General features: G+C 55.9%; 13 protein-coding genes. 9 read left to right on the plus strand and 4 right to left on the minus strand.

Annotated elements, in window-relative coordinates:
• The 5 genes from BM062_RS21180 to BM062_RS21205 all read left to right on the plus strand — a co-directional run.
• The coding region (locus tag BM062_RS21180; protein WP_254785199.1) for a DUF2345 domain-containing protein at nucleotides 1-1,212 on the plus strand (1,212 nt) is incomplete at its 5' end.
• 14 nt (nucleotides 1,213-1,226) lie between these two features.
• Nucleotides 1,227-2,627 (plus strand): hypothetical protein, encoded by a 1,401-nt coding sequence (locus BM062_RS25340; protein WP_139220153.1) that lies wholly within the window; start codon nucleotides 1,227-1,229, stop codon nucleotides 2,625-2,627.
• Nucleotides 2,624-3,415 carry a hypothetical protein gene (locus tag BM062_RS21195; RefSeq protein WP_092400553.1) on the plus strand — a complete coding sequence of 264 codons (792 nt, stop codon included), beginning with the start codon at nucleotides 2,624-2,626 and terminating at the stop codon, nucleotides 3,413-3,415. The genes BM062_RS25340 and BM062_RS21195 overlap by 4 nt, the downstream gene beginning before the upstream one ends.
• A 45-nt stretch (nucleotides 3,416-3,460) precedes the next feature.
• Nucleotides 3,461-4,348 carry a hypothetical protein gene (locus BM062_RS21200; RefSeq protein WP_139220154.1) on the plus strand — a complete coding sequence of 296 codons (888 nt, stop codon included), beginning with the start codon at nucleotides 3,461-3,463 and terminating at the stop codon, nucleotides 4,346-4,348.
• Between the two features lie 52 nt (nucleotides 4,349-4,400).
• Complete coding sequence (locus tag BM062_RS21205; protein WP_092400557.1) at nucleotides 4,401-5,324, plus strand: hypothetical protein; 924 nt, start codon at nucleotides 4,401-4,403, stop codon at nucleotides 5,322-5,324.
• Nucleotides 5,325-5,369: 45 nt separating this feature from the next.
• Here BM062_RS21205 and BM062_RS21210 read toward each other — a convergent pair whose 3' ends face one another.
• The gene (locus BM062_RS21210; RefSeq protein ID WP_092400559.1) at nucleotides 5,370-5,777 is read right to left on the minus strand and encodes a VOC family protein; all 408 of its coding nucleotides are present in this window, start codon (nucleotides 5,775-5,777) and stop codon (nucleotides 5,370-5,372) included.
• Nucleotides 5,778-5,822: 45 nt separating this feature from the next.
• Nucleotides 5,823-6,299 carry a MaoC family dehydratase gene (locus BM062_RS21215; RefSeq protein WP_092400561.1) on the minus strand — a complete coding sequence of 159 codons (477 nt, stop codon included), beginning with the start codon at nucleotides 6,297-6,299 and terminating at the stop codon, nucleotides 5,823-5,825.
• Nucleotides 6,300-6,615: 316 nt separating this feature from the next.
• On the opposite strand from BM062_RS21215, the gene BM062_RS21220 reads away from it, so the two are divergent.
• A complete protein-coding gene (locus tag BM062_RS21220) occupies nucleotides 6,616-7,206 on the plus strand; it encodes a BPSL1445 family SYLF domain-containing lipoprotein (RefSeq protein ID WP_092400563.1) in 591 nt (196 codons plus the stop codon).
• An 81-nt stretch (nucleotides 7,207-7,287) separates the two neighbouring features.
• Here the strand turns inward: BM062_RS21220 and BM062_RS21225 are convergent, their stop codons facing one another.
• Nucleotides 7,288-8,487 carry an AI-2E family transporter gene (locus BM062_RS21225; RefSeq protein WP_092400565.1) on the minus strand — a complete coding sequence of 400 codons (1,200 nt, stop codon included), beginning with the start codon at nucleotides 8,485-8,487 and terminating at the stop codon, nucleotides 7,288-7,290.
• A gap of 339 nt (nucleotides 8,488-8,826) precedes the next feature.
• Between BM062_RS21225 and BM062_RS21230 the strand changes: the two genes are divergently transcribed.
• Nucleotides 8,827-9,198: a DOPA 4,5-dioxygenase family protein gene (locus BM062_RS21230; RefSeq protein WP_092400567.1), complete on the plus strand. Its 372-nt coding sequence runs from the start codon at nucleotides 8,827-8,829 to the stop codon at nucleotides 9,196-9,198.
• Nucleotides 9,199-9,209: 11 nt separating this feature from the next.
• The gene (locus BM062_RS21235) at nucleotides 9,210-9,908 is read left to right on the plus strand and encodes a right-handed parallel beta-helix repeat-containing protein (protein ID WP_175501116.1); all 699 of its coding nucleotides are present in this window, start codon (nucleotides 9,210-9,212) and stop codon (nucleotides 9,906-9,908) included.
• 3 nt (nucleotides 9,909-9,911) lie between these two features.
• Here BM062_RS21235 and BM062_RS21240 read toward each other — a convergent pair whose 3' ends face one another.
• The gene (locus BM062_RS21240; RefSeq protein WP_092400571.1) at nucleotides 9,912-10,892 is read right to left on the minus strand and encodes an aldo/keto reductase; all 981 of its coding nucleotides are present in this window, start codon (nucleotides 10,890-10,892) and stop codon (nucleotides 9,912-9,914) included.
• 249 nt (nucleotides 10,893-11,141) lie between these two features.
• On the opposite strand from BM062_RS21240, the gene cysS reads away from it, so the two are divergent.
• The gene (gene cysS, locus BM062_RS21250; protein ID WP_092400575.1) at nucleotides 11,142-12,521 is read left to right on the plus strand and encodes a cysteine--tRNA ligase; all 1,380 of its coding nucleotides are present in this window, start codon (nucleotides 11,142-11,144) and stop codon (nucleotides 12,519-12,521) included.
• The last annotated feature ends 28 nt before the right edge of the window (nucleotides 12,522-12,549 follow it).

Consider the following 12,549-nt stretch of genomic DNA (forward strand, 5'->3'; position numbering starts at 1 on the left):
AACCCGGACCGGCCGCTCATCACCGGCAGCGTCTACAACCAGCGCAACATGCCGCCGTGGAAGCTGGCGACCCAGCAATCGCTGATGGGCCTCAGAAGCCGTGAATTGACCCCGAATGGCGGCAACCAGGCTGGCGGGCGCAGCAACCACCTGATCCTGGACGACACCAACGCCAAGATCCAGGCGCAGCTCAAAAGCGATCACCAGCACAGCCAGCTCAGCCTGGGCAACATCACCCGCATTGAAGACAATGCCGGCCGCAAGGATGCACGCGGCGAGGGCTGGGAACTGCGCACAGACGGCCATGGCGTGGCGCGTTCAGCGAAGGGCATGCTGATCACGACTGAAGGCCGCAGCAGTGCGGCTTCGCACATGAAGGACATGGGCGAGACGGTGCAAAGGCTCACTTCGGCACGCGACCAGCATGAGACGCTGGCGGAGATGGCGCAGCAGGCGGGGGCGCAGGAGAAGCAGGGACAGCAGGCGGACATTGCGCAGATCCTCAAGGCGCAGAACGAGGCGATCAAGGGCGGTGCTGCGCAGGAAGGCAGTTTCCCGGAACTGGCCCAACCGCATCTGGTGCTGGCCAGTCCTGCCGGCATAGAAACCACGACGGCGCAATCGACGCACATTGCCAGCGATGAGCATACGGCCATCACCACCGGCAAGAGCCTGTCCATTGCCAGCGGAGACAGCCTGTTTGCCAGCATCAAAAACACCTTCCGGTTGTTCGTACAAAAAACAGGCATGAAATTGGTTGCCGCAGCTGGCGATATTGAAGTGCAAACACTTACGGATAGCATCAATTTGTTGGCTAAATTGAACATCACACATACCGCCACGCACATCATAGTAAGCGCTAAGGAAGAAGTGGTGATCAACGGGGGCGGCAGCTACGTCAAGTACAACGCAGTCGGTATCGAGCACGGCACCAACGGCAATTATGTTGTCCATGCCGCCTCGCATAGCCTGCCTGGACCAAAGAATATGTCGGTACCCGATCAGCACAGCAACATCAGCGATTTGAGCACCAAACGTGATTTGCATTTGGAATATGTTGATGCTGATGGCAGTCCATTGCAACATGATCCGATTCAATCTCATTTATGGGATGGTCAACAAGAAAATAGCACCCTGGACGGGACAGGGAAAACCATTCTCAAGAATGCCACGCGCGGATCATTCCGAGCGGAACAGATTAAACGCATATAAGCCAGGGGTTAAACATGGGAGCAACCGGTTCGCAAACCAGCGACGACATGGTAGTGCAAGAGCACTGTATCGATCTGCCTGGCGAATCAGTTCAGTGCTGGGTCGGCGGCGGCACCGACAAACTTAAAGTCGTACTGCGCAAACATCGTGACGTAATTTTTGATATCAAGCTTGGTAACGGAAAAACCTATGTGTTGGAAGCCACCGACTCCGATTTTTACAATGCCCGCGACAAGAAATTGATCTTCGCAGCCCAACACGGCAAGGTGACGTTCAAGGATGGCGAGCGCATGCACGTCTGGGTCAGTCGTGGTTTCAAGGGAGCATTGGTACTCAAATGCGATGGACAGATTCTCTCCAAGGTAGAACCGAACGAATGGGATAAACATCGGCATAGTGATGATCCAAAAGAAAAGCCGGCGCCGATTATTATTTCCTTAGGTGATACAGGTCCTCCTCCCGCTCCTCTCAAGCTCGTGACATCGGCCCCTGTAAACGCCGCTCCTGCTGTAATGCCCGCGCCTTTACCTCGTTCTGTTGCAGCACCTATCCATGATGAAACATGTCCGGTTGTATGCGTGGTTGATGGCAAGCTCGAAGGCATACCTGCCCAAGTATGGGAATCTTTAAAGAAAGGTGGCGATAAATCCGGTTTTGCTGATATTGATCCGAATCACGTTGCAACACGCAACTGGATATGGGGACAAGTTGCAGGTACGGGCGCCTATATAGCGGATAACTGGACGTGGTTGCGTGCCAGTCTCGACGGTAAAACCCACGAAGGTTTTAAGCTGGTGAAAGCGCAGGTGCACTATGTTCGGGGCAAGATTCGTTTTTATTTTTCTGGCTATAGCAACAGCAATACAGTATTTGGTCGGGGTGGGTTCGGACCGGCACATGATCGAATAGTGAATATCTTCGCGGGCATGGGTAAAACGGAAAGTTCTTTTGCCGCCACAGTTAAAGGTGTCACCGGAACATTCAAAGGCAACGCTTTGGTCAGCTTTATTTTTGGTGCCGCTACTTCCATCGCAGAATGGAAGGATGATGCCAAGAAAGACGGCTATGATTTGGCCGCAGCGTTGGTTATGGCTGCAATTAAGGCAATCGTGGTTGCGGCTTTGGTGGTAGTGGCGGTAGCCGTAATAGTATGGTTCGTCATGGTGGTTATCGGCGCCGCTATTCCGGTGATAGTTGTTGGAGCTATCACTATTGGTCTTAGCTTTGCAGCTAACTATTTAATTGAATCTCTAGATAAAAAGCTTGGGCAACATGCAACCGGCGATCCAAAAAATACCGATGGACTCGCTGCTTCTATTGCACCTTGGTTTAGAAAAGCAGGGAAGCAGATAGAGGATAGCTGGCACTATCTGATGGGGAAATTCCCGAAAGATTACAAGGAGATTCACTTTTGAGGAATCTTGACAAGGTAAATGCCGCAGTTAAAAGCACCCGATCGATTTTTATAATTGCACTTATTATTCCAATAATAATGGGATTGAGTGGATGGGCGTTGGCTGATGGCGCCGTGCCAGACATCGCTCTTGCCCAAAATTATCTCGCAATCTCAGGTCTGCTTATTTGCGCACTCGCGGTAGCGTCTGCTGCCATCGCCTATCTGTTCAAGTGGGAGTGGAAAGCAAAATACTATGGTGCAGGTTTTGTTTCTTTTGCCAGTGGATCTATTTTGGGAATTTATCCCATTCTCTGTATTGTCATCTATGGTGCCTGGCCACTATGGGCGCGGCTTGGATTCTTGGTATTGCATTTCTTTTTGATTGTTTGGTGGTGCCGCCGATTTTTCTTGATTTATCGAGATATTTTTACAGATAAAAAACTCAGGGATAGCATCTATCAAGAAGAGGAAGACGCAGTTTACTATCTTCAGCAAGGTGACAAGATCGTCATTGAAAAAACGCTGAAATTTCCGCAATTTCCATCAAATAAGTTCGTTATTTTTTTCATGGTGGCAGCAGTTCTATTGGCGCCATATATGAGGATTGTGTCAAATTTTGTGGGGGTACCGTTTACGCAAATATTTTTGGCTGTGAGTATGACCCCTGTTAATTTGGTGTTTCTTGGTTTGGCGACAAAGATGTGGTTGGTTTTTTACCATTACCCTTCGAAAATTAAACTTGAAACTGGAAAGGACGTGTACGTTGATATGGTTTCCAAGATGACCAAGAACGCGCGCGATGAATAGCACAGGAGTGAAATGCGTTCGCTACCATCGTGTGGATAATCTGAAGTGCATACGTTTTTCTCATTAAATTCGGTCCTTATTGGTTTGCTCCTGTTATCAGGTTGCGGGGAAAAAATAATCACGACTCCCGGTACTGCCATAGAAAAGAACGCGAATATCTTTTCTCGGCAAATCACGATCAAGATCGGCGAGCAAGGCTCTGGCTTTTTAAAGCGTTATCCTGCGTTGGTCAAAGTTGAGCATCAGCCGGTAGGGATGGATTTTTACGAGATCGATTGGAATACTCTTCCGCATGGAGTTATTACGATTGAGCATGACAAGAATTCGTTTGTGATCAAAGACGTGTTGGGTATCTCTGCGGGTCAAGATTTGGGCGGCTTGGCAAACGAAGGACTGTCGGAAATCGATATCAAGGGAGGCATCACATCCTCTGATCTCATCGGGCATGACGAAGCACGTAGTAAAACCTATGCGCTGTTGCAGTCGTTGATAGGCAAGGGATGGCAACCGATCACACCCATGAGCGATCCACGTCTAAAAGGCAAGGCGCGATTCGACTATGTGCTTGGCACAGATCAATTCATCGGGCTTGATCCGAGCTACACACCTACGTTAGATGAATGGATGCATATTGAGAGCAACACCTATTGGCGCTTTTATGCGAACCATGTTTACCTGACAGTGCGTTTCACCCGAGAGCGGACCTTGACCGATCCCGCCAAGCCTGGCGCCTACCTGCTCAGCTTTAACGTCAAAACTGACTTGGAAGAATTCCGAGGCTATGTGAAACCCGAGGATCGCCAGCACTGGAAAGAGCTGTTACCCGCTGTCCTGACGAAATTCGCTGCTACGCGTGCGCAAAAGGAAACTGAACTCAAGGCCAAAGGCATAGCAATTGACGAAACGTATCGAGATCCCCCGGTTCCTAATTGAAGCGGGAAAACGTCTGGAAAGGCGTAATCTTCCTTGTTGATCCGCTCTATCAATGACGCTTAGAAAATTTCTGCCAAAAAATTGGATTTCTGGTGCATTAGCGGCGTGGCTAATTGTTCCTGCGGCAATTGCATTCTGGCTGATGTTTGGCCACGACATCAAAGCTGGTTTATTTAGTCTCGTGGAGAAGAAAGCCGTTGTTTATAGCAATGTTGTTGTTGAAATCGGCGAGTCTGGTAAACATTTCGCACAGCGATATAAAGAAATGATCGACGTCAACGATCGCAATCCAGGGTCACACTTTTACAGACTTAACTGGCCCGATGATGCTTTAGGTACCATTACTGTAAAAAATGGCTCCAGCAGCTTTGTTCTGGATTCGGTTCTCTCGGTATTGGGAGATACCGATGACACATATCCTGCAGAAGGGATAGTCGGTCTTTCGATCAGCATGGGGCTACCCCCAAGAAATAACGTGCTTCACGACGAAGCGCGCCTCAAGTTCTATGCCTTACTTCAGCATATTCAGGAAGCGGGCTGGAAACGATGGATTGATCACAGTATGCCGCGCCTTAAAGGCGCTGATGCACTGCGTTATCAGATGAGCGGGCTTGAAAACGGAGCCGGTCTGATGTCGCTGGATCCTGGTTATATGCCTTCATTGGATATCTGGATGAAGATCAATGATATGACTGGATGGAGATTTTATCTGAACGATGTTTACATGAATGTCCAATTTATGCGGGATCGCGGGAAAATGGATCCGAATCTGCCGGGCGCTTATTTTCTTTCGCTTGAACTGGAAAGCAAGGGCAGTTTTCAACGCAGTGCGTTGGCTTTTGAAGACCGGAAACTATGGAAGGAATTGTATCCAGCTGTTCGCAAAAGACAGGCTGTAGAACGGACGAATTCGGAAGAAAAACTCCGTAGTTTTGGTTTTAAGATTGATACCGAATATCATAGTCCAGATGAATAAAATGCAGCCTGACTGAGTGGACGAGTTTAAAATAAAATCAGCGTCTTAGTCATACGGCGGCCCCTTGAGCTCAACCACATTCCCCTCCGGATCCGTGACATAAATCGACGGCCCTTCCCCTTCCGCTCCGTTTCTTGACGCAAGCTCGCCAGCCGCCACGCCATGGGCGGCAAGATGAGCGCGAATCGCCGCTTCATCGAAGGGCTCCACACGAAAACAGAAATGGTCGAGGTTGCGCCCTTCCTTGCCTGGCGCCGCGCCGCCCGCGCTGCCGAGTTTGCCGTCGACCGGAATCAGGTCGAGCATGGCGCTGCCGGCGCGCAGCTGGACCAGGCCGATGCTGTCCAGGCGGCGGTCAACGGCGCAGCCGAGCGCATCGCAGTAAAAGTGCAGCATCTGTTCAAGGTCGGTCACGCGCAATACAAGGTGGTCGATTTCACGGATGCGTATCATCTTGGCGCTCGCTCAAAAAATTTTATTGTAGATCTGCAGGCGATTTCACGCAGCTGCCGGTTTGCGGAACACCACCAGCTTCGACACGAACAGCTGCAGCACTTCGCCGCGCTGGTTGCGGGTTTCGCTGCGCAGCTTGACCATGCCGCGGTCCGGGCGTGAGCGTGACGGCGTGATTTCCATGATTTCACTTTCCACGCGCAGGATATCGCCGGCGCGGGTCGGCTGCGGCCAGCTGATTTCGCCGCCGGCGCCGATGATGCCATCCTGCAGCGGCATGCCGCTGGTGACCAGCAGGCGCATGGTGATGGCGGCGGTATGCCAGCCGCTGGCTGCCAGGCCGCCGAACAGCGTGTTCTTGGCGGCGGCGTCGCTCAGGTGGAAAGGCTGGGGGTCGAACTGGCGGGCGAACGCCAGGATCTGTTGTTCATCCAGCGCATGCTCGGCGCTGCTGAAGCGGTCGCCGGCTTTCAGGTCGTCCAGGTAGAGCCTGGGCTGCGGATTGGCGTTGTATTCATTCATTGCGGATTCCTCTTGCTGTGATCAAGGCTTGCCGTCCTCAAGCGTCGGAGGCAGGCAAGTAATTGTTGTTTGAATGTGTGCTACCGTACAGATGCAATCTTACATCCCGCCTAGAGTGACACCATGATTGCGGATAATGATGCGCCGCAGCTTGGATGCCGCGGCGTCGCCTTCGTTGCGGCCGATTCAACCAGGGATACCGTCAGGAGCTGGGAGGTCATGGAAGCTCAGTCCAAAATGCGGTTCATGCAGATGTCTTGCAACGCAATATACAATTCATAACGTTGTCCAATTATTATTTTTGATGGAGAAAAAAATGCAAAAAAAATCCTCATTCCCTTCAAAGGGCTTGGCAGCCGTTGCCGTCGCAATGGCCAGCCTGACATTCGCCGGCTGCACCACTACCATGCCGGGCAAGGACGCCAGTTCGCAAACCAGCCGCAACGACGTCAATGCCGGAGTGGACGCCACTTTATCCAAACTGTATCAGACCGCGCCTGCTTCGCGTGACCTGGTAGCGCGCGCCAAGGGCGTGCTGGTGTTCCCTGCGGTGCTGCAAGCCAGCTTCGTGATCGGCGGCGAATACGGCAAGGGCGCATTGCGCGTAGGCGGCCGCACCGAGGGCTACTACAGCACCACAGCCGGTTCCATCGGCTTCCAGGCGGGAGCGCAATCGAAAGCCATCGTGCTGCTGTTCATGACGCAGGATGCGCTTGATAAATTCCGCAACAGTAACGGCTGGACCGTCGGCGCCGACGCTACCGTCGCGCTGGCTAACATCGGCGCCAACGGCAGCATCGACACCAATACCGCGCAACAGCCGATCATCGGCTTCGTGACTACCAACGGCGGCCTGATCGCGGGCGTCTCGCTGCAAGGCGCCAAGATCGCCAAGATCTCGCTTTAATTCCCGCCTCTAACCTGGTTTGATACGGCATCTTCGGATGCCGTTTTTTTTTATCCCTTCACTGCGTCCGTACCGGATCGGCTAGTCGCCCAGCAGTTCGGCGACCGGATGCATGCGGTCGACATGCTTGGCGATGACCTTGACGATGACGATGATCGGAATGCCCAGCAGCATTCCCCATACACCCCACAGCCAACCCCAGAACAGCAGCCCGATGAACACCGCCGCCGCATTCATCTTGGCGATGCGGCCGATCATCCAGGTCGTCACGAATGTGCCGATCAGGGTCGCAATGGCCAATGTCGTGGCTGACACCAGCAGCAGCATCGAGAACGATTCGAACTGCATGAATGCGGTCAGGCCGGTAGCGACAGCGATCAGGAGCGGACCGAAGTATGGGATGACATGCAGGAAACCGCCCGCAACAGCCCAGGCTCCGGCGTTTTCAAGTCCAATCAGGCGAAACGCGATCCACATCAAGACCGCCAGCAAGCCATTCGTCACCAGCAGCATGAACATGTAGCTCTGGATCGACGTATTGATGTCGAACAGGATGTTGACGGCGATCTTCTTGTTGGAAAGCGACGGCCCGGTCAGTTTCACCAGCTTGCGCTTGAAGGTATCGCCCGACAACAGGAGAAAAAACACCAGGAAGATCACCATCACCACCTGGCCGAGGAACAGCATGGCGCCCATTGAACTGGTCCATAGCCATTCGCCCAGCTGAAACGATGGCGGTGCGGGACTGGCTTGCCGTTTGGGATCCGGTTTTACGCCGGCAGCCTGGCCGGCAGCGGTCTGGATTTCGTTTGCCGCCGCCTGCATTTTCTGGATGGTGCTGGCCTGGCCTTGCGTCCTGGCCTGGATGCTGGCCATGGAGCGCGCCAGCTGATGGGCGGCGGTCGGCAAGCGCTCGACGATCGACTGGAACTCGCCGCGCAAAGAATAGGCAACTTGCACCAGGCCAAGCAGCAAGGTGGCCATCACGATGCAAGTGCCGATCAGGCGCGGGATGCGGATGCGTTCCAGCGACGCCACCAGCGGATTGAGGGTGTAGGCGATGAAAATGCCGAATACCAGCGGAATCAGGAAACTCTGCGCCCATTGCAGCGCAAACACCAGCGCCAGGACGGTAAGTACCCTCAGGCACAGGTTACGTACATTGGTGGAACCGGTAGCGGAAAGCGGCGCCAGCGGCCCGGTCATCGGCGCATCCGCCGTCGTACTTGTTTCAGGAGCAGCGGCCGGGCTCGCGTCGGCGGGCATGATAGGTGGTTTCATTGGATATTTTCTGGCGCAGCTCTTCAAGGCAAGCCGATAAAAGCAGATTACCTGCCGGGACTGGAATGTTAAGTACGTCACCGTACAAAGCCCGCATTATTTTCTTCCGGGCGGTGTGAAACCGTGGCCCCACGCGTATCATGCCGGCCTTCATTGCGGTGGAAATGATCAGAAAGACAAGCAGGATTCCGGTCTTGCGGATGCAATTTCCCTGGCTATGGAAAAGAGGGTATTCTTGATTGTTAACGCAGCAAGAAACGCAGCAATAACCATACGAAAAACAGCCTGCGCCAGGCGCATCTGCGCGCAGTCCCGATCCCACATTTTGGAGTTTCCTGCATGACCGAACCATCCGCGCCGAGCATCACCGGCTACCACGCCCACATCTATTTCGATGCCGGCACCCTGGCGCGGGCGCAAGCCTTGTGTGAAGAGGCGGCGCGGCGGTTTACGCTGGCCATGGGCCGGGTCCACCAGCACCCTGTCGGGCCGCATCCGGACTGGAGCTGCCAGCTGGCTTTCGATGCGCCGCTGTTTGGCGAAGTCATCCCATGGCTGGCCTTGCATCGCGCCGGGCTGGTGGTGTTCGTCCATCCGCTCACCGGCGACGACCTGCGCGATCATCGCGACCATGCGATCTGGATGGGCGCGGTGCGGCCATTGAAACTGTCGATATTTTCCGGGGAGCCTGAAGCGGCTCACGAGCAATGAAGAGCGGCCCTATGAGTGATAGCTTGCAGCAATACGTAGCGACGGCGCTGCTGGCCGCGCTGTTGATTCCCGGCATGAGCTCGGCGGCCGGGCGAGCCACCATGATTGCTCCTGATCGCGCCGACAAGCCGGGTTTCCTGGTGGTCATCGACGAACCCGGATATTACCGGCTGTCAGGCAACCTGAAAGTACCTGACGCCAACACCACCGCAATCGAGATCAACGCCGACAACGTGACGCTGGACCTCAACGGCCACGCCATCCAGGGACCGGTTCGCTGCCAGCAATTGCCGGCGCCGTGCTGGCCGGGCGGCAGCGGAAATGGCGTGCATGCGGTCAACCGCAGCGGCATCTCGGTCAGGAACGGCATCATCCAGGGCATGGGAAATTACGGCGTCTACCTGGAAACCAATGCGGCCAGCATCGACCGGATAGTGATGGCCAGGAACGGCCATGGCGGCGCGGTGCTGTTCGGCGGTTCGATCAGCAACAGCGTTGCCGAAGCGAATGGCGGCGACGGCATCTTCGGCGTCGATCTCAAGGTGCGCAACAGCATGATGCGCGGCAACCAGATGCTGGGACTGTCCGCATATGGCCATTCCACTTTCAGCAACAACCAGTTCAAGGGCAATAACGGCAACGCCGCGCAAACCAACCTGAAGCCGGCCGCCGCCGATCGCAATGTATGCAACGGAGCGGCCTGCCAGTAGATACTAACGGTCGACCCAGGCCATGCGTTCCTTGCTATAACGTTCCCCGGCCACCTGCTTCAAGGCGTCTTCCAGCAACGCGGTTTCGCTGGCGGACAGCATGACTTCGACCGCACCGGCGTTCTGCTCCAGGTAAGCGCGGCGCTTGGTGCCGGGAATCGGTACGATGTCGGCGCCCTGCTGCAGCACCCAGGCCAGCGCCACCTGGCTGCTGCTCGTCCCCTTCGCCGCGGCGATCTCGCCGACCACTTTTGCGGCCCGCATGTTGGCGTCGAAATTGTCGCCCTGCAGGCGTGGATCGCGATGGCGGAAATCAGACTCCGGATAGCTTTCCGCGCGCTGCGCCGTGCCGCTCAGGAAGCCGCGGCCGAGCGGGCTGAACGGCACCAGGCCGATGCCGAGCTCGCGCAGGACCGGAAAAATATCGGCTTCCAGGTTGCGTTCCCATAGCGAATATTCGCTTTGCAGCGCGCTGATCGGATGCACCGCGTGAGCTTTGCGGATATTGGCGGCGCCAGCCTCGGACAAGCCCAGGTAGCGCACCTTGCCTTCGCGCACCAGGTCAGCCATGACGCCGACCACGTCTTCAATCGGCACCGCCGGATCGACCCGGTGCTGGTACAGCAAATCGATGTAGTCGGTGCCGAGGCGGCGCAACGAACCTTCCACCGCGCGCCGTATATGGCTGAGCTCGCTGGTGATGCCGGTGGTGACGCCATTCTCAATCTTGAAGCCGAATTTGGTGGCCAGCACCACCTCATGCCGGCGGCTTTTGAAGACGCGTCCCAGCAGCGCTTCGTTTTCATAGGGGCCGTACTGCTCGGCGGTGTCGAAAAAATTGATGCCCAAGTCCAGCGCCCGTTCCAGGGTGGCGACAGATTCGGTCTCGTCGGCCGCGCCGTAGGCAGTGCTCATGCCCATGCAGCCAAGGCCGATCGCCGATACCGCCAGCCCGCTTGATCCCAGTTTCCGCTGCTTCATCATGGTTTGCTCCGGATAGTGATAAATGCTGCTTCCGGCCAGGCCAGTGCAGAGGCTTGACCGGGAAAAGCGCTACAAGTTAGTATAAGCGATGCTTACGTTATCCCTCTTCTCCCCCAACTCTCGCGTCTGCGCACGTTGTTGCCGCTGCACGACGCCAATGCAGCGCGCCTGATTTTCCTCGCCCGCCGGCCTGTGCACGGCCAGGTTGTTTTTCCCTGGCACCCCTAACTGGTTTTTAAAAAGAATTGCATGGAACTCCATCTATACGATAGCTGGGAGCGCCGCGTCAGGCGTTTTGAAAGCATTGTCCCGGGGCGCGTCGGCTTGTATTGCTGCGGACCGACGGTCTACGATTACGCCCACATCGGCAACCTGCGCACCTATGTTTTCGAGGATTTGCTGCGCCGTACGCTGAGCTTTAACCATTACCGTGTGCAGCACGTGGTCAATATCACCGACGTCGGCCACCTGGTCTCGGATGCCGATGAAGGCGAAGACAAGATGGAAAAAGGCAGCCGGCGCAGCGGCAAGAGCGCCTGGGAAATAGCGGCGTTTTACAGCGCTGCGTTCATGGCGGATTGCCGCGTCCTCAACCTGCTGGAGCCGGAGACCTGGTGCCGCGCCACCGAATACCTTCCCGAGCAGATTGCCTTTATCCAGGCGCTGGAAGAAAAAGGATATGTCTATCGCACCGGCGATGGCATCTACTTCGACACCAGCCGCCAAAGCGACTACGGCTACCTGGCCCGGCTCGACCGCGACGCCTTGCAGGCAGGCGCGCGCGTGGCGATAGGAGAAAAGCGCAGCCCGACCGATTTCGCCTTATGGAAATTCAGCCCTGCCGACACCCGGCGCCAGATGGAGTGGGACAGTCCCTGGGGCCGCGGTTTTCCCGGCTGGCACATCGAATGCTCGGCGATGTCGGCGGCGCATCTCGGCAGCTGGTTTGATATCCATTGCGGCGGCGAAGACCATATCGCGGTCCATCACAGCAATGAGATAGCGCAGACCCAGGCCTGCCACGGCACGCGCCTGGCGAATTTCTGGATGCATGGCTACTTCCTGCAGGCTGGCAGCGAAAAAATGTCCAAGTCGGGCGGCGATTTCCTGCGTCTCCGGTCGCTGGCCGAGCGCGGCATCGATCCGCTGGCCTACCGTTACCTGTGCCTGACGGCGCATTACCGCAGCCAGCTGGAATTCAGCTGGGACGGCCTGCAGGCAGCGGCGACTGCCTTGCAGCGCTTGCGGGAAGCCTACCATCGCTGGCCGGACGGGACGCAGCCTGACCCGGTTTTCCTGGAGCGCTTCCGCGACGCCATCAACAGTGACCTTAATTCATCGCGCGCATTGACTATCGTCTGGGAGCTGGTGCGCTGCGAGGCCGACGCCGCCATGCGCAAGGCTACATTGCGTGCGATGGACCAGGTACTGGGACTCGACCTGGACAACTGGCGTCCGGCCAGCCATGAAATTCCCGCGGCGGTACAGGCGCTGGCCGGCCGGCGCCAGGCTGCGCGCGAAGCGCGGCAGTGGCAGGAAGCCGATCGCCTGCGCCAGGAAATCAAGGTGCAGGGATTTCTGGTGGAAGATGGCGTTTCGGGCTGGGTGCTTAAGCCGGATAACAATTGAGCCGGAGCGCCGGCTGCCAGCCGCTCCG

Source organism: Collimonas sp. OK412, assembly GCF_900112135.1.
Lineage (GTDB): Bacteria > Pseudomonadota > Gammaproteobacteria > Burkholderiales > Burkholderiaceae_D > Collimonas > Collimonas rhizosphaerae.